Source organism: Desulfacinum infernum DSM 9756, assembly GCF_900129305.1.
Classification (GTDB): domain Bacteria; phylum Desulfobacterota; class Syntrophobacteria; order Syntrophobacterales; family DSM-9756; genus Desulfacinum; species Desulfacinum infernum.
Genome location: NZ_FQVB01000032.1, coordinates 36,041 through 55,221 on the forward strand (window position 1 = coordinate 36,041; position 19,181 = coordinate 55,221).

Below are 19,181 nucleotides of genomic sequence, written 5' to 3' on the forward strand. Positions count from 1 at the left end.
TCTCAGTGAGTGAGGATCTTGCTCAGAAAGAGCCTGGTGCGCTCATTTTGAGGATTGGAGAAGAAGACCTCCGGCGGGGCGCTTTCGATCAGCCTCCCCTCGTCCATGAAGACCACCCGGTGGGCTACCTCCCGGGCGAACCCCATCTCGTGGGTCACCACCACCATGGTCATGCCCTCCCGGGCCAGGTTCTTCATGACGTCCAGGACCTCGTTGATCATCTCCGGGTCCAGGGCGGACGTGGGCTCGTCGAAGAGCATGATCTTGGGCTTCATGGCCAGGCCCCGGGCGATGGCCACCCGCTGCTGCTGGCCGCCGGAAAGCTGCGCCGGGTACTGATCCGCCTTGTCCCGGATGCCCACCTTGTCCAGAATGTCCAGGGCCAGGGCCTCCGCCTCTTCCCGGGGCATCTTGCGCACCTTCATGGGAGCCAGCGTGATGTTTTCCAGGGCCGTCATGTGGGGATAGAGGTTGAACTGCTGAAAGACGAAACCGATCTCGGCCCGAAGGCGCGTGAGATCGGTGGTGGGGGCGTTGATGTCCATGCCGTCCACCACGATGGTCCCCTTCTGGATGGGCTCCAGCTTGTTGATGCAGCGGATCATGGTGCTCTTTCCCGACCCGCTGGGTCCGCACACCACCACCACCTCGCCCGAGTTCACGGCAAAGTCGATGTCTTTGAGGACGTGGAGATCCCCGAACCACTTGTGGACGCCTTGGAAGGAAATCATGGGTTCCATCCGAACCCCCGTCGGGTGAGCTTCCGTCGTCTTTCGATCGTCACCACAATATGCTAAATAGGCGTGCGTTTGCAAGCACCCTAACCGAGAAGGAGCCGGCCATGTTGGGAAAAGACGGAACCGGGGCCGACCGCCCGGCGGCCGTCACCGTGGGCGACGAGCTCACCCTGGGCGAACGGCCCAACGACAACCTGATCTGGATGCTTCGAGCCTTCGCCGAAAGAGGACGTCCGGCCCAGGTGGGCCTGGTGCTCCCGGACCATGACGAGGTGATCGCTTTTCACGTCCGGAACCTTCTGGAACAGGGCTGTCGGCCCGTCTTCATCTCCGGGGGCATCGGGGGCACCCACGACGACCGCACGCGCCAGGGCGTGGCCTTGGCCCTGAACCGCCCCTTGGAACTCCACGAGGAGTGCGACGCCATCTTATCTCGCAGGTACAAGGAAAGGTACACGGAGCAGAGGCGCCGCATGGCCTGGCTTCCCCGGGGAGCTTCCCTCATCCCCAATGCCACGGGAGCCCCGGGCTTTCAGGTGGAGTCCGTCTATGCCTTCCCGGGATTTCCCAGCATGCTGAAGCCCATGGCCGCCGCCGTTCTGGATGATCTCTGGGGCCCCGCGGACGGCCCGCAATTGGACGCCGCGGAGATCACCCTTCCCGTTCCCGAAGGGGACGTGGCCGAGCCGGTGGAGGATTTCGCCCGAAGGCATCCCCGCGTTCGGGTGGGGATCTACCCGCGCATCGCACCCGGGGGGCCCGAGGTGAGCATCCGCTTCCGGTTCGGGAAAGACGATGGGGTCTCCCGCCGGTCCGTCGAAATGTTCCTGTCCGACCTGCAGGTGCGTTACGGTGCGAAAGGACCTCAAAACCACTGACTCGAAAAGGAGATCTTCATGGCCTTGATCAAGGTGGACGAAACCAAGTGTGAAAAAGACGGCGCGTGCGTCCGCGTGTGTCCGGCGGGCATCCTGACCCTCCAGGGCGACGGCCGGCCGGCCGTTCTTCGGGGCATGGCGCAGTTCTGCATCGCCTGCGGCCACTGCGTGGCCGTTTGTCCCCAGGGCGCCCTGGACAATGTGCGCGCGCCCCTGGCGGCCCAGCAGCCGCTGGAACGCTTTCCGGTGCTGGACCCGGAAACGGCCCTCCACTTCCTTCGCTCCCGCCGGTCCATTCGGTGTTACAAGCCGGAACCGGTCCCCCGGGAGCTCATGGAAAAGCTGCTGCAGGCCGCCCGCTACGCCCCTTCCGGGCACAACTCCCAGGGCCTTTCCTTCCTCGTTGTGGAAAAGAAGGAACACCTGGCCGCCATCAAGGACCTGGTGGTCCGCTGGATGAAGGCCCTGGTGGACTCGGGATCCGAACTGGCCCAAAGGTTCCACATGCCGGGCATTCTCAGGGCTCACGAACGGGGCGTGGACCGGATCCTTCGAGACGCCCCCCAACTGATCGTGGTCACCGCCCCCAAGGACCACGCGGCGGCCCGGGTGACCACCTTTCTGGCCCTGGAATACGTGGAACTCTACGCCACCACCCTGGGCCTGGGCACCTGCTGGGCCGGATACGTGAACACCTGCGCCCAGACAGCTCGGGACCTGGCGGCCTTCCTCCGTATCCCCGAAGACCACGTGATCACCGGCACCATGATGGTGGGCTATCCCGACGTGACCTACCACCGCCTGCCGGAAAGAAACCCCCTGGATCTCCGCTGGATGGAATAAAGGCGAAAAAAAAGTAGGGGCGAAAGATGTTTCGCCCCTACCTTTTGCGTTCGGTTGAAATTCCAGGTGGCGAGCCCGGAAACCTACTCGTCGCCCTTCCGCTTCGGTTTGGGAAGGCTCAGCCGGAAGATCAGGACCACCGGCAGCACGATCAGGGCCATCAGGCCGATGCGGCTGGCCTGCTCGGGGCTCAGATACCCCGCCCACACCCGGAAAAGCCCCAGGGTGGGATCCAGGGCGGCCGCCTTCTTGAAGTGTTCCCGGGCGAGCAGCTCGTGTCCCTGATCGGCGTAAATCCGGGCTTGCACATTGAGAGCCCGGGCCATGGAGGCGGCATCGTCGTGCAGCCGGAGGACCTGGTCCGCATCCCGACGGGCCTCATCGAAGCGCTTCAGATCGTAGTAAACGCGGGCCCGGTGGCTCAGGACCTCCGAGTCCTTGGGCTGGATGCGGTGGGCGGCACGGAGATCCTCCAGGGCCTTCTCGGGCATGTTCTGTCTGAGATACGCCAGGGCCCGATAGAGATAGACGCGGTGATCGGCGGATCCACTCTCGATATAGGCCGTGAGGTCCCCCACGGCCTCCTGGTACTTGCCTTGGTAGTAGTAAAGGATGCCCCGCTCCCGGTGCGCGTCCACCAGCGTGGCGTCCTTTTCCAGCGCCTCGGTGTAGAGCTCCACCCGTTTGAACATGATGGATTCTTTCTGGGCCTTCAGGTAAAGATCGGAAGCACTTTGCATGGCGACCGCCGGAGTGGTGAGGATCACACCCACCATGGCCGCGACGATGACGGAGGTCCATTTCTTCATGACTTTTTCCTTTCCACGTCCGGAATGCGAGCGGTCGGTGCCGCTTCAACATCTCTATCGGAACGTTCGCTGCTCAACATAAGGCTGATTTTGAGATAAGCAATAGACGGGCCAGGCACGTTCCGAACGAGGCACTTGCTTGTGCCACAACCGGCCATAAAAGGAAAGAAAAAGATGGAAGTGTCTCTCCGGCAAGGTGTTTGCGCGGGGAACCCCATTACAACCAATGAACAAGGAGAATCGCCATGAACCGAACCCTGACCTTGGCGGACGACACGTTCTGGGTGGGCGTCAACGACCACGAAACGGAACTCTTCGAGGCCCTCTGGCCCTTACCCTACGGCGTGTCCTACAACGCCTACCTGATCGTGGATGAACAAGTGGCCCTCATCGACGCGGTGAAGGGACATTTTCTCACGGAACACATCCAGAAGATTGCGGCCGCCCTTCCTCCAGGAAAGACGGTGGACTATCTCATCATCAACCACATGGAACCGGACCACACCGGAGCCATCCGGATCCTGCGAAAGGCGTTTCCCGGCCTGACCCTGGTGGGCAACAAGAAAACCCTGGATATGCTCGCCGCCTTCTACGGGCTGGACCAGGACTGCCTGGAAGTGAAAGACGGGGACGTCCTGGAACTGGGGCGCCATCGGCTCCAGTTCCACCTCACCCCCATGCTCCATTGGCCGGAAACCATGATGACCCTGGACACCACCACGGGGGTGCTCTTTTCCGGCGACGCCTTCGGGGGCTTCGGCTCGGTGGAACAGGGCCTTTTCGACGACGAAGCGGACCTGGAACTGATGGAAGGGGAAATGCTTCGCTACTACACCAACATCATCGCCCGCTACAGCCAGATGGTCCAAAAGGGGATCGAAAAGGTCAAAAACCTGACTTTTCGGGTGGTGGCCCCCACCCACGGCGTCGTCTGGCGGAAGGACCCCGGCCGAGCCGTTTCCCTCTACGACGAATGGAGCCGCCAGGAGGGCGAACCCGGAGTCACCGTCGCCTACGCCTCCATGTACGGCAACACGCAAAGGCTGGTGGAAAGCGCCGTCCGGGCCCTGGTGGAACGCGGGGTGCCGGTGGCGGTGCACAACCTGTCGCGATCCCACGCCTCCTACGTGGTGGCCGACATCTGGCGCCACAAGGGACTGCTCCTGGCCTGTCCCACCTACAACACCGGGCTCTTTCCGGCCATGGACGACCTGCTGCGGCTTCTGGAAAACAAGATGCTCAAGAACAAACAAGTGGGCATTCTAGGCTCCTTTGCCTGGTCGGGAGGGGCCGTGAAGGCCATGCGCCAGTTTACGGACACCCTGCACCTGGATCTGGTGGAGCCGGTGGTGGAGGCCAAGGGGGCCGGGACGGAGGAGGATGGGGAAAAGTGCCGGGAGTTGGGCGAACGATTGGCGGATGCGGTGATGGGTGACGAGTGACGATTGAAGGGTGAGGGGGCTCCGGGGAGCGTCGCCGGAGCCCTTTCCTTTTCAGTTGTCGTTTTTGTTGCGGTAGACCAGAACGGGGCGGGTGGTGCGGCTCACGATGCTCAGGGCCTCGTCGCTGATCATCTTGGCGATCCGAGGCCGGTCGTGCCCGTAGGCTCCCAGGACCAGGAGATCGTAGTTTCCGGAGATGATCTCCTTGAGGGTTTCGTCCACGAAATCTCCCGCCGCCTCTTTCACTTCGGGGCTGTGCCCCAGCTTCTCCAGGGTTTCCTTGCCCAGCATGGTGCAGGCGCGCGCGAACTCCTCGCTCTCGCCCTTGTCCGTCTCCCGCACGTGGAGCACGGTGATGTGAGGTTTCTTCCTTTCCAGCAGCGGCGCCAGGAACTCCAGGGCCTCCTGGTCGCACTTGGACCCCCGGTAGGCCACCAGCACCCTTTGCACCTCCCGAAGATCCCGCACAATCAGGACCGGTCGATTGGCATGGTGCAGGATCTTGGAATGGACCGTCCCCAGGATCAGGCCCTTGAGCGCGGAATGGCCGTGGGATCCCAGCACGATCATGTCGTAGTCGCCGCTTCGCGCCTCTTCCAGGATCACCTCGGCGGGCTCCCCCACCACGATCTTGGGCTCGCAGGGCACCTTTCCCGCCAGGCACACCTGGCAGGCGTCCATGATCTGGCCCCGAACCTCTTCGGTCTCCCGCTCGATGGTCTCCCCGGGGTCCTTGGGCTTTAGAAACGGTACGTCAAACTGTTGCAGTTTGATCATGTCCACGTCGGGCTTGGCGTAGATCGCCTCCACCTCCGCGTCGAAATGCTCCAACAGATGGCACACGTATCGCAAGGCGATGTGGGATTCGGGACTTCTGTCCACGCCCACCAACACTTTCAATCGGCTCATGATCCCCTCCTTTCTCAATGGCCGCCGGCGCCCAAAATGCCCGAAGCCGCCAACATGAGCGCCAGCACCTCCAGGGTCACGATCCCCACGAAAAGCCAATCCTTCTTGCGCACGTACGCCGGAATCAGGGTGACGAAGCCCACGATGGTCATGGCGCCCAAAAGGGCGATGCCCAGGAAGTTCAGATAGTCGCCTTTACCGAGCAGCAACGCCCAGCCCCAGCCGTGGGGAGCGTTGGCTTCGTGGAGGAATTCATCCACCGACAGCCGCCACAGATGAGGAATCTTGTTCAGGGGGATGTAGGGATCCAGCACCCCCGCCAGGTAGATCACGTACGTGATGATCATGAGGAAAATCCCGATCCAGCACCCATAGAACAGCAGATCGGCGTAAAGCATCTGTTCCGGAGACGCCTTGGCGCTTTCCCTCGTCGCTTTGGTCTTCGTCATGGCCGCACCTTCCTTTCTATCCAATGCCCAGGCCCTTGAGCAGCGCCTTGAGGCCGGCAAAGAGCAGCACCACAATCACAATGTACCGGATGATCTTGGGCTTGGCCACCGCCAGCACCCGAACCCCCACGAAGGATCCCAGCATGAGGCCCACGATGGACGGGATGGCCATGAGCGGGATGACGCAACCCTTGTTGAGGTAGACCCACGCGGCCGACGTGTCCGTGATGGAAAGGAGAAACTTGCTGGTGCCCACGGCCACCTTGAGGGGGGCTCCCATGAGCAGGTTCAGCACGGGAACGTTGGCCCACCCGGCTCCCAGGCCGAACATACCGGCCATGATGCCGATCACGATGAAGAGAATGAGGCCCGTGAGGGTCCGATGGGTCTTCCACTCCACCACCTCCCCGGTGGATTCCTCGTAATAGGACCCGGACATGCCCAGAGCCATGCCGATGGCGTCCTGAGTCTTCACCTCCGGGCGCTCCACGTTCTTGGACGTGGCCAGCAGGATGGCGATGAAGACGATCGTGGCACCCAGGCAGATCTGCACCACGTTGGTGGGAAGGGCCAGCCCCAGAAAGGCCCCGGCGATGGCGCAGGTGGAAGCGATGAGGGCCACGGGGAGAGCCAGGCGCAGGTTGGCCAGGTTCCGGCGCAAAAGCCCCGGACCGGCCGCCAGGGCCCCCGCCAGGGCCACCAGCAGGCCGGCGCCTCTCACGAAATCCAGGTGAAACGGGAAAAACCCGCTCACCAGGGGCACATACAAGACGCCGCCGCCCACCCCCGCCAGCACCGCGATGATGCCCAGGATGAAGCAAAAGAAAAAGAGCACCAGCGGCCAGAACCACCAGGGCTTGTTGGACTCGGGTGCCGCCGCCCCCGCGGCCTCCGCCCACGCCCATGCCGGACTCGCCACCACACAGGCGGCGGCGAGCCACATCCGCAACTGCATCCACTGGACAAACCTCTTGATCATGCCATAACCCCCTTGACTGCCTTAGAATTGCCGTTCCTTTCGTGAAGGTTTGCACAAAGCGGTCGCATTTTAAACGGTGTCCCCGCCCAGGTCAAAGAAAAAGTGGGGGCGCGTCCGCCGCCAGAACCGGTAGGGGCGAATGGCCATTCGCCCCTACCGCCCGCCCCACGGATCACGGATTACGGTTCCCCCCCGCAGGGGCACGTCTCCTGGGCAAAGCCGTTTCGGAGGCCCAGGCGCCAGAGGGCCTCCAGGGCGGCCCGGATCTCTTCCTCCGAGGCGCGCCGGTCCAGAGGCGGCATCCGGTGGGCCTTGTAGGCGGGAAAATACTGGTCCATGAGGCTCACCCAGGCGCTTTTGCCCAGGGCCCGGCGAAGGAACGCCAGGCATTCGGGCGTCCCCGATAGGCCCCCGGGAAGCACCAGGTGGCGCACCAGCATGCCGCGGTCGGCCAGGCCTTCCCCGTTCACCCGGAGCGGCCCGGCCTGGCGCCACATGGCCAGAAGCGCCCTACGGTTCTGGAGCACGTAATCGCTCCGGCCGCAACAGAACCGGGCAGCTTCGGGCGAGGCGAACTTGATGTCTGGAAGATAGATGTCCACGATGCCCTCGAGCATACGGATCACATGGACTCTTTCGTACCCACTTGTGTTGTAGACGATGGGAAGCCGCAAGCCCTCTTCCGCGGCGATGACCAGGGCTTCCAGGAACTGGGGGATCTGATGGGTTGGCGTCACCAGGTTGATGTTGTGGACGCCGCGCCGCTGGAGGCGAAGCATCCTTTCGGCCAGTTCTTCCGGTGTCAGGATCCGCCCCACCCCCATCTGGCTGATGGGATAGTTCTGGCAATAGACGCACGACAGGGTGCATCCGGAAAAGAAGACGGTTCCGGATCCGCCCGTTCCGGCCAGAGGCGGCTCCTCCCAGGGATGGACGCTCACGGCCGCCACCAGGAGGCGGGCATCGGTCCGGCAGAATCCCGTCCTGCCGGCCAGGCGGTCCACCCGGCACCGGCGCGGGCACAGCTCGCAGGAGCGCAACATCTCCCGGAAGGCCGCCGCCCGCCGCCGCAGTTCACCCCGCCGGCGCAGGACCCAATAGCCGGGGGCCTGACTCGAGGAAACGTCGGGCACGGTCAAAGAAAGCACTTCCAACCTCTCCGGATGGTGTTCTATGGTGACATGCCGTTGAGATGACTACATCAGGCGGAGGCTGCAGCGCAAGCCTCGGTACGATGCGAACAGTCCAAGTGCGCGTTGGTGGAATGGCGGTTTCGACTTTGTTGGGAGACCATCTTCGCAAGCTGAGGAGGGATGGAAACCATGCCCGCTGAAGATAAGTCTTTGTTGGAGGAAACCATCGGCCACTTCCGGCGGATCGCCCGGGAAAACCGGTTTGCGGAAAACGCCGCCGTACCCCACGACGCCGACCGGTGCCTCGTGTGCCGGCCGGAGAAGGCTTCCGAGGATCCCTTCACGATCTACGTGGAAGTGGTGGCCCGCTCCATTCCGGAGCGGCGACCCGCCTTGGACGAGGATCTGGTGGCGGCCGTGAACGAGGATCTGGCGCTTTACGGAGAATCCCAGACCATCACGCTGGGCGATCTGGAACAACGGAAAGAGGAAGCGATGGAGGCCTGGCGGTTCTGGGTGCGAAACGCCCTGGAGACGGGCCTGGAGCTCCTTTCCGTCCACAGCCCCACGAGCCTCGAGTTTTCTCTGGAAGACGCCCAAGGCGATCCGGCCCGGGAGCGGTTCGTGGACGAAAAGATCCGGTTCCTCACGGACGCCATCCTGGGGCGGAAGGGATGATGACAAGGGGGCGGAGCCCCGGGCCAGCGGACCGCAGGACAGAGCCTTGCGACGCGGTTGGAATCGGATTTCCGCCATTTCCGTAAGAGCCTGTCCGGGACCGCGCTCCCAGGGGAAAGCTTTTCCCGTAGCGCAGCCCTTCAGGGCTGCGGAAGAATCCCCACACGTTGGATGAGCCATCGCGTATTTCTTGTCAATGCATGGGGTTACGATGTCCCCTTTCCGCGGGTCTGAAGCCCCGCGGCTACGGAAAAGGAGAGATCGCTTGTCGGGTGCTTAAGGAAAGGAGTTCTCGGACAAGCTTGTAGGGGCGGTTCGCGAACCGCCCCTACAAGGCGGTACCGGCCGCCGCCGAGCACCCGCGCTCCCCAGGAACGTCAGACTTTTGGCATGCCATCGAATTCCGCTCACGCGGGAAAGGCGGTTGGAAGCTGAGACGGAATGATTTCCACACCGGTTTTCATAAGCACCACGCGGTCAGCGGGCGGGGATAAACCCCGCCCCTACTGGCGCGTGGAAGGCGCGAAATGGGTGGCCGGCCATTCCATGGCGATGCGGCCACCCCAGCTCATCGCGCGTTGCAGCGCTCCCACAAGGCAGCCGGCACCTCCGTACAGGCTCTTTCATCCAGGCGGAGGGCGATCCTCACCATGATCGCTCGTGGCAAGCGGGGGCGTTTGTCGTCACCCATGGGCGGTTGGGCGGATCCAGGGCCTTGACCCTATCGGGCGGTTTCCACCCGGTTTCTGCCGTTTTCCTTGGCCCGGTAGAGGGCCGCATCGGCGGCGGCCAGGAGGGCTTCCATGGACGGCACAGGCTCCTTTTGAGGATCCACGGCCGCCACGCCGAAGCTGGCCGTGATACGGAAGGGCCCTTGGGGGCTTTGGAGCTTCAGCTGGGACGCCAGGAGCCGCAGGCGTTCCGCCGCCACGGCCCCTCCCTCCAGGTCCGCTTCCGGAAGCACCACGACGAATTCCTCACCCCCGTAGCGGGCGGCCCAGTCCACGCCCCGTCGAAGAGAGGCCTGCAGCACGCCGGCGAAGGCCTGCAGGGTTTCGTCACCCACCTGGTGGCCGTAGGTGTCGTTTACCTTCTTGAAGTGATCGATATCCGTCATGACGACGGCGAGAGGCCGCCCGTAGCGCCCGGCAGCCTTGAGTGCATGGGGCAGGTGTTCGTTGAAGTGGCGGCGATTGTAAAGCCGGGTGAGGGGGTCAGTGATGGAGAGGTGCCGAATTTCTTCGTTTTTTTTCTTGAGTTTTGCTTCCAGGCCCAGGATTCTTCCAGCGGTCTTGAGCCGGGCCCCCAGTTCCGCAGGATGGACGGGTTTGACCAGGTAGTCGTCGGCACCGGCTTCCAGGCCCGCCACCAGATCGTCCAGGGCGTCCTTGGCCGTGAGGAGAATCACGTACACGTAGCCCGGAAGGTCCCGGTCCCGCAGGGCCCTGCAGAAGCTCAGGCCGTCCATCTCGGGCATGACCCAGTCGGTGATCACCAGGGGCCGGAAGTCGTCCTGGAGCCGTTCCAGGGCCTCCCGGCCGTTTACAGCCACGGCCACGTCGTAGCCCAGCGATTCCAGGACGGACTGCAGCCGAAGGGCCTGGGTGGTGCTGTCTTCCACGATGAGAACCGGAAACCTGTCCTCCATGTCCGTCACGCTCGCCTCTTTTCCCGGCATCATTTGTCGAAGATATCCGGATAGACTTTTCGGGCGCATTCGGGGCAGATCCCGTGGCTGAACTTGGCCTTGGACCGGTCGCCGATGTAGCGCTCCAGGGACTGCCAAACCCCTTCGCCGTCCCGGATCTTCTTGCAGGAGGAGCAGATGGGCAGGATGCCCTCCAGGGTCTTGATGGTGTCCAAAGCCTCCTGCAACTCCCGGTTCATCCGTTCCAGCTCCCGGGCCTTCTGCAGCGCGCTTTCGTAAGTGGAAAAGAGGAGATCCAGGATCTGGATCCGGTCCGAATTGATGAATTGGCGCCGATTGGCGAAAAAGACCTCCAGGCCCATGTCGGTTCGGGTGTTTTTCCTCAATTTTCGGTTGATAAGGATGTATTGGATGCGAGACAGGAGAAAGGGGGCGTCGTAGGGCTTTGTGATGAAGTTGTCCGCGCCGCAGTCCAAGCCCTTCAGAATGTCCTCCGGCTCATTGAGCTGGGTGACCAGCATGACCGGGATATGAGCTGTTCGTTCATTGCTCTTGATCCTGCGGCACAATTCGTAGCCGTCCATTTCCGGCATGACGATGTCGCTGATGATGAGCGTGGGAGGCTCCGCCGACACTCGCTCCAGGGCCGCCCGTCCGTTTTCGGCCAGCAGGGTCCGGTAGCCGTTTTCCTCCAAGAGGCTCTGGAGGCGGACCGCCTGGGTCAGACTGTCTTCCACCACCAGGATTGTGATCTCCTCCTGAGACGCCACGTTACGATCGCTTTCCATGGGCTTTTCACTCCAACCTTCTTGCAAGTCTTTCATCCTTGTGATCCTATCCGGGGGACTGTCCCAAGGCCTTCCCGGAGGTTGTCCCGCCGAAGGCCGGTCCCCGCACCGATGCCTCCGGAAGCGGCCCCTCTCCATGCTAACGGCCGGAGGCCGCTTCCAGAAGCAGGTCGCCGATTGCTGCCGGGTGCAAAACGCAGCGGGCCGCCCCAAGGCGCACCGCCTCCCCCGGCATACCGAAAACCACGCTGGTTTCCTCGTTCTGGGCCACGGTGAGGGCCCCCCGATCGCGCAGTTCCTTGAGTTCCGCGGCGCCGTCCCGCCCCATGCCCGTGAGGAGCACCGCCACGGCGTCCCGGCCGTAGACCCTGGCCACGGAACGAAAGAGAAAGGAAACCGCGGGGCGGACCGCGTGTTCGGGCGGCGCGTCTCGAAGAGCCAGCGTCCCCGCGCCGGTGACTTCCATGTGGAACCCGTCGGGGGCGAAATAAACCGTTGCCGGCTCCAGCCTTTGCCCGTCCACTCCGATGCGAAGGGTGACTTTGCACACCTTCCGGAGCCACTCCACCATTCCCGTGAGAAACCCGGGGCTGATGTGTTGAACCACCAGGGCAGGGAGGGGATAGTCGGCCGGCAGACGGGAGAGGATCGTTTTGAGGACCGGCGGGCCTCCGGTGGAAGCGCCGATGGCAACCACACGGAAATTTCCGGCTTTTACCGGGCAACAGTCCCCCGAATCAACGGTCGGCCTGGAAACGGCTACGGACGGCGAGCGGCGCATCACGGGAACATCGGCCATGAGCTTCACGGTCCGAATCAGTTTTCGGGCCGATTCTTCCGCATCCTTGGTACCCAGCCCCGCCGGCTTTTGAACCCCGGCCAGGGCGCCGATCTCCATGGCTGCGAAGGCCCGCTGCACCTCCTCCGAATCCCAGACCTCGCTCACCATCACGATGGGAACGGGGCGGGTTTCCAGGATCTTTCGGGACGCCTCGATGCCGTCCATCACCGGCATGTTGATGTCCATGGTGATGACATCGGGCCGAAGTTTATCGGCCAGCCGAACGGCCTCCAGACCGTCCCGCGCCGTACCCACCACCTGGAAGCCGCCGTCCTTTTCAAACAGGTACTTCAGATACTCACGGCATGTGGAGGAATCATCCACGATGAGCAGTTTGATCTTCCGATCCACCGTTTCTTTCTCCCGGCAGGACTTCACGGAACGTTAGCGGCCATCCGAGGCTTGCCGCGCCCTAAAAGCTTGTCCGAGAACCAGTTTCTTTGATCAACCGACAAGGAACCCGCCTTCTTTCTTCCCCGTGGGGCTTCAGCCCCGCGGGAGGGCCTTCGTAGCTCCCTTAACCATCAAGGTCTCCCTTGCGCCACCCCCACACGGATGAAAGAACCTGCACCGAGGTGCCAGCCGCCCTATGGGAGCTTTCTCCTCTCTGTGGAAGCTCAGCAAGGCGCGATAAGCAGGGAGCAACCATGACGCCATGGAATGGCCGGCTAGCCGTTTCGCGGCTTTCGCCGCTCCTACAGGTGTTGCTTCAGGCTTCCGGTGTTCCTGCAACATAACGAAAACACAGTTTTTTCACGTTAGAGTGACAAGCGGTACGACCCGAGACCCTATCCGCCGCCCGGTGGATCTCCCGCAGCCCAAAGGGCTGCACTACGAAAAAGACGGGCATCCCCAGCGTTTCCGGAAAAACTCCTAAAGCAGCAGAGCCATCACCTCCAGCAGGTGGCTCTGGTCGAAAGACCCTTTGACAATATAAGCATCGGCGCCCACTTCCACCCCTTTCTCCCGGTCTTCGCGGGAATCCAGGCTGGTGACCAGCACCACGGGAAGGTCCTTCAGCTTTTCGTTTGCGCGGATCTTGGCCGTGAGCTCGAACCCGTCCATGCGCGGCATCTCCACGTCGGTGACCACCAGGTCGAAGGGTTCCTGGCACAGCTTGGTGTAGGCATCCATTCCGTCCACAGCGGTCTGCACCCGGTAGCCCGCGGCCGTGAGGATGTTCTGGAGAAGGGTGCGGGACGTGACCGAATCTTCCGCCACCAGCACGTTCCATGGCCGGTCCGGTTCGGACCCCGCCGCACCTTTTCCGGATCCAACGGCTGTGCGCGTTCCGGAACGCCGCACCAGGTCCAGCGGGTTGAGCACGGGCACCACGCGACCGTCTCCCAGCACCGTGGCTCCCCACAGGTTGGGCACTCTTCCCAGGTAAGTCCCCAGGGGCTTCAGAACCACCTCACTCTCCCCCAAGACCGCGTCCACCCGAAGGGCGCGACGGATGCCGCCCGCCTGGAGCACCACGGCGATCCCGCATCCGTCTTCCGAAAAGGCTCCTTCCCCCGACGTCGCCACACCCAGCACATCGGCCAGGCGATGCAAGGGAAGCACGGCGCCCTGCCGGGTGATGGTCCAGGTACCCTCCACCCGCCGGACATCCTCCTTTCGAAGCCGCACCACGGCCTCCACGTACGGGGTGGGCAGGACGAAGAACCTTCCGGCCTCCCCCACCAGGACGCCCCGAAAGGTGGCCAGGGAGACCGGAAGCTGCAGTTCGAAGCGGGTGCCTTGACCCGCCTCGGTTGTCACGCGGACTCTTCCGCCCAGGTTTTCCACCTTGTCTTTGACGATGGCCATGCCCAGGCCGCGCCCGGAAAGGTCCGTCACCAGGGGGCTGGTGGAAAGATCGGAACGGAAGATGAGGTCCAGGGCTTCTTCATCACTCAGGGCCTCCGCCTCGGCCTGGGAAAGGAATCCCCGCATCACCGCCTGGGCTTTCACCTTGTCCAGAGGCACCCCGCGGCCGTCGTCTTCCACGTACAGGCAGACCGTACCGGCATCCCGGCGGAGGACCCGGAGGCGGACCGTACCCACCTGGTTCTTCCCCGCCGCACGCCTTTCGGACGGGGTCTCCAGGCCGTGGTCCACGGCGTTCCGGATCAGGTGCACCAGGGGATCCTTCAGGTCTTCCAGGATGCGCCGATCCAGTTCCACGTCTTCGCCTTCCGTCTCCAGCCGCACCTCCTTTCCCAGGTGCCGGGAAAGGTCGTGCACCATGCGGGAAAGCCCCGCGAAGAGGATGGAAAAAGGCTGCAGGAGGACTTCCTTGGCCCCTTCCATGAGGTCGTCCACCAGCTGCCCCAGGCGGTGGTGCATGCCCTCCGCCCGATGGACCGCGCTCCGGGCCCGCGAACAGGCCCCGAGAAGGCTCTCCCGGCTTGTTTCCACAAATTCCAGAAGGTCCCGAAGTTCCGACGGCGCCGGGCCGGAGGCCCCTTGGCCGTCCGCTTTGGCCGCCTCCCGCAACCACCGGAGCTCCTTGGCGGCGAAGGAGCATCTCTTCTTCATGTGCTCCAGTTCGCCCAAAAGGCGCTTGAGATCCCGCACGTGCCGTTCCATTTCCAGCCGGGTGGAGATGAATTCCTCGGCCCGATGGAGAAAGAGGTCCAGGCGATCCACATCCACCCGCACGGTGCGGATTTCCCGGCGGGGGTCGCCGGGCGGGGTTTCTTCCTTTTTGACCGGGGATGCTGTTGTGGGAATGGGCTCCTCGGAAACCGGTTCCGGTGCGGCGGCAGGAAATGGGACGTCTTCCTGCTCGGAAACGGGGCCGGCGCCTGCGGTCTCTTGATGGGGCCTCTGCGCCGCTGCGCTCTTCGCCTCGACCAGGGCCTCTTCCAGGATTCGACAAACGATGGACGTGTCCGGGTCCGAGTCAGGGGGGCCCTCCAGCCGGTTCTCCACGGCGGACAAGGCCTGGTAGAGCGCGTCCACGACGGAAGAAACGGGCGGGATTTCCTTTCGCTTGAGGGCGGCCAGGAGGCTTTCGGCGCTCTGGCAAATGGCTTCGATCTGGGTGAGCCCCACGGCCCGGGCCGCTCCCTTCAGGCTGTGCGCCTCCCGGTAGGCCGTCTCCAGGGCCTGGTCGGCTTCTTCGCCTTCCACGCCCCCTTCCAGATCCGCCAGCCGGGAAGCCAGCGATTCCAGCCTCTCCCGGGCTTCGTCCTGGAACGCCTGGCGAAGTCGCCTCAAGAGTTCTTCTTCGTTCATTCAGCCCATCCTCTGTTAGACCCGGAAGCGGGCCGCCGCGTTCTTGAGGCTTTGACTGAGCCTTTCCAGATCCCGAACGGACATTTCCAGCTGCCGCGCCCCTTCCGTGTTCTGTCCGGTGGCTTCGTGAATGTTCTGAATCGCTTGCACCAGCTGTTCCACGCCCACCAGCTGTTCGTGGCTGGACGCCGCAATCTGGAGGGCGGAGTCCGCGGACGCCTCCACCGTTGCAGCCAGCCGCTCCATGGCACCTCCCGCCTTCTCCCCCAGTTCCAGTCCGGCCGTCACGGCCTTGGCCCCCCGCTCCATGGCCATGACCGCCCCTCCGGTAACCTTCTGCACCTCGGTCAAGATCTGTTTGATCTGTTCCGTGGCCTCCTTGGACTGGTCCGCCAGGGAGCGCATCTCGTGGGCCACCACGGCAAAGCCCTTGCCCTGTTCCCCCGCCTTGGCCGCTTCGATGGCCGCGTTGACGGACAAAAGATTGATCTGGTCCGCCAGGTCGCGCACCGTCTCGATGATGTCGCCGATGTTCTGACTCTGCTCACTCAGGCGCATGACGTTTTCGGCCACAAAATCCATTTCTTTCCGGATGCGCTGGAGGCCCTGGATCGCTTCCCGGGTGACGTAGCGCCCTTCCTCCGATGTCTGGGTCATGCGGGAGGCGTCTTTGGACACATCGTCGGCCCTCTGCTGAGCGAGCTGCGCCGTCTGACGCACCTCTTCCGCCGTGGTGCTGATCTGGCTCACGGCCGTGGCGGTTTCGGTGGAGCTGGCCGCCAGCTGGGCCGCCGTGGCGGAGATTTCGCTCATGGAAGCCGCCAGCGTATTGACACCTTCCAGGATCTCATGGGTCTGATCCCGGAGGGATTGCACCATGAGGTGGAAGCTGTTGATGAGGCCGCCCACCTCGTCCTGGCGATCGGTGGCCTCGATGGAGATGTTGAGATTGCCCCGGCCCACTTCCCGCACCGCCGCTTCCAGGCTTCGAAGGGGCCCCACCAGGGACCGCGAGAGGAAGACTCCCAGCACGCACGCGCCCATCGCCATCAGGATCCCCAGGCCGGCAAAGCGGATCCCCAGGGCACGTATCCGGGCCATTGCAGCCGCCTCATCCGTTTGCACGACCAGAACCCAGTCGAAGGGGGCGCCGAACGTCTTGGCAAGGCCCAGCGGGGCCACCATTCTGAGGACGGGCCGTCCGCCGGCTTCGGTCAGTTCCCGGACCTGTTTCCCATCCCCAAGGACTTCCGCGACGAGCTTCGGATCCAGGGCCCGGGACGCCTCTTCATCCCCGATGCCCGAAAAGCGGCCCTTTTCGTCCACCAGGCCGGCGTCCACCGTCTCCCCCAGGTAGCCGTCCCGGCTGATGATGTCGTCCAGGGCGCCGGTATTGAGCACCGCCAGCAGCACACCGGCCAGCCCCTCCCCCTTTACGGCCTTGATGGGAATGGCCACGATGAGGGACGGACGTCCGCCCGATCCGTGGGGAGCCGGTCTTCCCCAGACCGCTCGGCGCTCCCGAAGCACTTCCGCCCAGAGGGATTCCACCGACTTGGAGGTGCCTTCGTTCAGTTCCGGAACTGATTTCACTCCGGAACGCATGGAATAGACGGGGGAGGGATGATCCGGGGCCAGGATGAGAAGGTCCGCCAGGTCCAAGTTGGACGCCTTGGAAACGAACCGCTCATGGGCTTTGGTCGCCAAAAGAACGTAGCTGTTCCAATTGGCTTCCTCTCCCTCGACGTTCTCAAGGGCGGCCCGACGGGCGGCCCAGCCCAGAATGTCATGCACGTCCCGGGATTCGGCCAACATGCGGAAAGCCCGCAGCCTCTCGGCGAAATAAGACTCCAGCCGATCCCTATGGAAGTCGCTCACCACCGAAAGGGTCCGGAAGGCCTCCTCCCGGACATCCCGTTCGGCATAGATCCAGTTGACAGCCCCCGAAAGGACCAGGGCCGCCGTGACCAGAACCCCGAAGGAAACCGCCATCCGCCATGTGAGACTTTTTTGAAGTCTTCCCAAGATCATGAATTCCTCCCTGCCTGCATGGATCCAGAGTCCGCCGAAGACAACCCGTTCAGAAGCTCCCTTCCGCCCAGGATCAGGACCCGGTTCGCCGCCAGGCCCAGCACGGCCGCCGGGGTGGATGCGGCCACGGAAGAGGGGGCGGGCTGGAGGTGCTGCGCATCGAGCCGCCGCATGCCGTCCACCCCATCCACCGCCAAGCCCAGCACCACGTTTCCGATTTCCAGGATGAGGACGCGGTCCACCGATTCCGACCGGCCGCCTTCGATACCCAGAAGCCTATGCAGATCCGCCACCGGAACGATTTCTCCCCGCACATTCAAAATACCGAGCACATGGGGCGGGATCCCCGGCAGCGGCGTCGGCTCCTCCACGCGGACCACCTCCCGCACGAACCCGGCCTTCACGCCGAAGCGTTCCCCGCCGGCGGAAAAGACGAGGAATTCCTCACCCTCTTCGTCCCTTACCTTGTTGCCGCCCTTGGCCAGGGCCTTGGCCCGTTCCTTCAGAACGGCCAGCTTGGCGTTTTCCATGGGATGTTCCTTCTTTGCGTAGGGGCGGTTCGCGAACCATGCCTACAGGTGACGTCCACGACCAGCCGGGACGAGCCCCGCCTGCTCCCTACTCCCTGCCGGCCAGCAGGTGGTGGACCAGGGCGCGGGCCTGGGCCACCGAGAGCCCTTCTCCGTAGGGCACCTCTTCTTCCGGCTCGCATGCTTCCAGAATTTCCAAGGCCTTCGCCCAGGAGCGCCGGGCTCTGTCTTCGTTTCCCATGGTCCGATAGAGCGTGCCCAGTCCCAGGAGGGCCGTCGCCAGGGAGGAATCCAGGTAGAGCGCCTGCCGGTACGCGGCGATGGCACCCTCCCGGTCCCCGGCTTCACAACAAAGGGAGGCCTTCAGCATGGGGTAGGCCGGATCCAGTCTGCAGCGGGCGGCCGCCCGCTCCAGGAGTGCCACGGCATCGTCGCGCCTCCCGGCGTTGCTGAGAGCCTGCACCAGAACCGACACCATGCGGCGAAGCACGTCGTCCGCCGACCGATCCTTTTCCAGGGCGGCCGTGGCTCGCTTCAGGGCGCTTTCCAGCTCCCCTTGATTCACCAAAGCCTGGAGATCTTCCGCGGACGGGATTTCCGGCAGCCGGTCGGGGTCCTTTGTTTTCACATTCCCGCCATCGCCCGGAAAGCCCGTGGCCGGTTTCAACAGGGAGGGGTGCGCCGAAATTTCCCGCGGTTTCGGGATTCCCCCGGGCGCGGGAGGGACCGACTTGAGAAGTCCCGCATCTTCACCGGAGAAGCGGAAGGAAACGTCGGGCGCCTTCTTTTCCTGCTGACCCGCCCCTTCCCGATTGGGCGTCCCCTGCCGTTTGGGTGCAAACAGCACCAGACCTTTATCGGGATGGAGGGTCAGACGGCCCTGAAGTGGGAAGGGGGAGATCCGAAAGGAGGGGACCCCGGCGGTCATCGGTTCACGCGCCGAATTCTTCCGGAAGAGGATCGCCTTGGCCCAAGTTTGTCATCTATATGCTGCATAGTGCGACAGTGTGCCGATTTTGCTCATCTAACTATCTGAAAGGCCGTTGAAGGGGCCTCGAAAATTGGGTGTAGTGGTAGAAAATAAGGGGCCAGAATTGACTCGCCTTCCCTCCTCATGCTAATGTCCTGCTACTATGTTCATTCGACGAGTCAGAAAAAAAGATCACCAAACGGGAACCACCTACTTCTACCACCAGTTGGTTGAGTCCTACAGGACTCCCAAGGGGCCTAGGCAGAGGACTCTTCTCAATTTGGGAAAGCT

General features: G+C 63.3%; 18 protein-coding genes. 5 read left to right on the plus strand and 13 right to left on the minus strand.

Annotated elements, in window-relative coordinates:
• Window positions 1–2: 2 nt before the first annotated feature.
• Window positions 3–731, minus strand: a complete 729-nt coding sequence (locus BUB04_RS14565; RefSeq protein ID WP_073040807.1) for an amino acid ABC transporter ATP-binding protein — start codon at window positions 729–731, stop codon at window positions 3–5.
• A gap of 110 nt (window positions 732–841) precedes the next feature.
• Here BUB04_RS14565 and BUB04_RS14570 point away from each other — a divergent pair, with 110 nt between their 5' ends.
• Together BUB04_RS14570 and BUB04_RS14575 are read left to right on the plus strand one after the other, a co-directional pair.
• The gene (locus BUB04_RS14570) at window positions 842–1,615 is read left to right on the plus strand and encodes a competence/damage-inducible protein A (RefSeq protein ID WP_073040769.1); all 774 of its coding nucleotides are present in this window, start codon (window positions 842–844) and stop codon (window positions 1,613–1,615) included.
• Window positions 1,616–1,633: 18 nt separating this feature from the next.
• Complete coding sequence (locus tag BUB04_RS14575; protein ID WP_073040771.1) at window positions 1,634–2,458, plus strand: nitroreductase family protein; 825 nt, start codon at window positions 1,634–1,636, stop codon at window positions 2,456–2,458.
• A gap of 83 nt (window positions 2,459–2,541) precedes the next feature.
• Here BUB04_RS14575 and BUB04_RS14580 read toward each other — a convergent pair whose 3' ends face one another.
• The gene (locus BUB04_RS14580; RefSeq protein WP_073040773.1) at window positions 2,542–3,267 is read right to left on the minus strand and encodes a tetratricopeptide repeat protein; all 726 of its coding nucleotides are present in this window, start codon (window positions 3,265–3,267) and stop codon (window positions 2,542–2,544) included.
• 245 nt (window positions 3,268–3,512) lie between these two features.
• On the opposite strand from BUB04_RS14580, the gene BUB04_RS14585 reads away from it, so the two are divergent.
• Entirely contained in the window at window positions 3,513–4,709 is a 1,197-nt protein-coding gene (locus BUB04_RS14585) for an FprA family A-type flavoprotein (protein WP_073040775.1), read from the plus strand.
• Between the two features lie 51 nt (window positions 4,710–4,760).
• On the opposite strand, the gene BUB04_RS14590 is transcribed toward BUB04_RS14585, so the two are convergent.
• The 4 genes from BUB04_RS14590 to BUB04_RS14605 all read right to left on the minus strand — a co-directional run bounded on the left by BUB04_RS14590 (window position 4,761) and on the right by BUB04_RS14605 (window position 8,194).
• Window positions 4,761–5,618, minus strand: coding sequence for a universal stress protein (locus BUB04_RS14590; RefSeq protein ID WP_073040777.1), 858 nt, complete (start codon window positions 5,616–5,618; stop codon window positions 4,761–4,763).
• A 14-nt stretch (window positions 5,619–5,632) separates the two neighbouring features.
• Complete coding sequence (locus BUB04_RS14595; protein ID WP_073040779.1) at window positions 5,633–6,067, minus strand: DUF1634 domain-containing protein; 435 nt, start codon at window positions 6,065–6,067, stop codon at window positions 5,633–5,635.
• A gap of 16 nt (window positions 6,068–6,083) precedes the next feature.
• Window positions 6,084–7,010, minus strand: coding sequence for a sulfite exporter TauE/SafE family protein (locus BUB04_RS14600; RefSeq protein ID WP_435051098.1), 927 nt, complete (start codon window positions 7,008–7,010; stop codon window positions 6,084–6,086).
• A gap of 215 nt (window positions 7,011–7,225) precedes the next feature.
• Window positions 7,226–8,194, minus strand: coding sequence for a radical SAM protein (locus BUB04_RS14605; RefSeq protein WP_245795207.1), 969 nt, complete (start codon window positions 8,192–8,194; stop codon window positions 7,226–7,228).
• A gap of 174 nt (window positions 8,195–8,368) precedes the next feature.
• Here BUB04_RS14605 and BUB04_RS14610 point away from each other — a divergent pair, with 174 nt between their 5' ends.
• The gene (locus BUB04_RS14610; protein ID WP_143156509.1) at window positions 8,369–8,857 is read left to right on the plus strand and encodes a hypothetical protein; all 489 of its coding nucleotides are present in this window, start codon (window positions 8,369–8,371) and stop codon (window positions 8,855–8,857) included.
• A 721-nt stretch (window positions 8,858–9,578) separates the two neighbouring features.
• Here BUB04_RS14610 and BUB04_RS14615 read toward each other — a convergent pair.
• The 7 genes from BUB04_RS14615 to BUB04_RS19435 all read right to left on the minus strand — a co-directional run bounded on the left by BUB04_RS14615 (window position 9,579) and on the right by BUB04_RS19435 (window position 18,548).
• Window positions 9,579–10,505 carry a diguanylate cyclase gene (locus BUB04_RS14615; protein ID WP_245795208.1) on the minus strand — a complete coding sequence of 309 codons (927 nt, stop codon included), beginning with the start codon at window positions 10,503–10,505 and terminating at the stop codon, window positions 9,579–9,581.
• Between the two features lie 29 nt (window positions 10,506–10,534).
• Window positions 10,535–11,329 (minus strand): response regulator, encoded by a 795-nt coding sequence (locus tag BUB04_RS14620; RefSeq protein WP_073040783.1) that lies wholly within the window; start codon window positions 11,327–11,329, stop codon window positions 10,535–10,537.
• A gap of 103 nt (window positions 11,330–11,432) precedes the next feature.
• Complete coding sequence (gene cheB / locus BUB04_RS14625) at window positions 11,433–12,485, minus strand: chemotaxis-specific protein-glutamate methyltransferase CheB (RefSeq protein WP_178372004.1); 1,053 nt, start codon at window positions 12,483–12,485, stop codon at window positions 11,433–11,435.
• Between the two features lie 522 nt (window positions 12,486–13,007).
• Complete coding sequence (locus tag BUB04_RS14630) at window positions 13,008–15,359, minus strand: hybrid sensor histidine kinase/response regulator (RefSeq protein ID WP_073040787.1); 2,352 nt, start codon at window positions 15,357–15,359, stop codon at window positions 13,008–13,010.
• Between the two features lie 15 nt (window positions 15,360–15,374).
• Entirely contained in the window at window positions 15,375–17,390 is a 2,016-nt protein-coding gene (locus tag BUB04_RS19430) for a methyl-accepting chemotaxis protein (protein ID WP_073040789.1), read from the minus strand.
• Window positions 17,387–17,920: a chemotaxis protein CheW gene (locus BUB04_RS14640; protein WP_073040791.1), complete on the minus strand. Its 534-nt coding sequence runs from the start codon at window positions 17,918–17,920 to the stop codon at window positions 17,387–17,389. Before BUB04_RS14640 ends, BUB04_RS19430 begins: the two co-directional genes overlap by 4 nt.
• A gap of 88 nt (window positions 17,921–18,008) precedes the next feature.
• Window positions 18,009–18,548, minus strand: a complete 540-nt coding sequence (locus tag BUB04_RS19435; RefSeq protein ID WP_178372005.1) for a tetratricopeptide repeat protein — start codon at window positions 18,546–18,548, stop codon at window positions 18,009–18,011.
• Window positions 18,549–19,053: 505 nt separating this feature from the next.
• Here BUB04_RS19435 and BUB04_RS20455 point away from each other — a divergent pair.
• Window positions 19,054–19,181: IS1634 family transposase N-terminal domain-related protein (locus tag BUB04_RS20455; protein ID WP_492215221.1), on the plus strand; the 128-nt coding region annotated here is incomplete at its 3' end.

What these genes read in the sequence shown, in the direction of transcription:
- BUB04_RS19430 (WP_073040789.1), bottom strand. Translation starts at nt 17,390, where the DNA reads ATGATCTTGGGAAGACTTCAAAAAAGTCTCACATGGCGGATGGCGGTT.
- BUB04_RS14610 (WP_143156509.1), top strand. Translation starts at nt 8,369, where the DNA reads ATGCCCGCTGAAGATAAGTCTTTGTTGGAGGAAACCATCGGCCACTTC.
- BUB04_RS14565 (WP_073040807.1), bottom strand. Translation starts at nt 731, where the DNA reads ATGATTTCCTTCCAAGGCGTCCACAAGTGGTTCGGGGATCTCCACGTC.
- BUB04_RS14600 (WP_435051098.1), bottom strand. Translation starts at nt 7,010, where the DNA reads ATGTGGCTCGCCGCCGCCTGTGTGGTGGCGAGTCCGGCATGGGCGTGG.
- BUB04_RS14595 (WP_073040779.1), bottom strand. Translation starts at nt 6,067, where the DNA reads ATGACGAAGACCAAAGCGACGAGGGAAAGCGCCAAGGCGTCTCCGGAA.
- BUB04_RS14575 (WP_073040771.1), top strand. Translation starts at nt 1,634, where the DNA reads ATGGCCTTGATCAAGGTGGACGAAACCAAGTGTGAAAAAGACGGCGCG.
- BUB04_RS14570 (WP_073040769.1), top strand. Translation starts at nt 842, where the DNA reads ATGTTGGGAAAAGACGGAACCGGGGCCGACCGCCCGGCGGCCGTCACC.
- BUB04_RS14615 (WP_245795208.1), bottom strand. Translation starts at nt 10,505, where the DNA reads ATGGAGGACAGGTTTCCGGTTCTCATCGTGGAAGACAGCACCACCCAG.
- BUB04_RS14590 (WP_073040777.1), bottom strand. Translation starts at nt 5,618, where the DNA reads ATGAGCCGATTGAAAGTGTTGGTGGGCGTGGACAGAAGTCCCGAATCC.
- BUB04_RS14620 (WP_073040783.1), bottom strand. Translation starts at nt 11,329, where the DNA reads ATGAAAGACTTGCAAGAAGGTTGGAGTGAAAAGCCCATGGAAAGCGAT.
- BUB04_RS14630 (WP_073040787.1), bottom strand. Translation starts at nt 15,359, where the DNA reads ATGAACGAAGAAGAACTCTTGAGGCGACTTCGCCAGGCGTTCCAGGAC.
- BUB04_RS14640 (WP_073040791.1), bottom strand. Translation starts at nt 17,920, where the DNA reads ATGGAAAACGCCAAGCTGGCCGTTCTGAAGGAACGGGCCAAGGCCCTG.
- BUB04_RS14580 (WP_073040773.1), bottom strand. Translation starts at nt 3,267, where the DNA reads ATGAAGAAATGGACCTCCGTCATCGTCGCGGCCATGGTGGGTGTGATC.
- BUB04_RS14585 (WP_073040775.1), top strand. Translation starts at nt 3,513, where the DNA reads ATGAACCGAACCCTGACCTTGGCGGACGACACGTTCTGGGTGGGCGTC.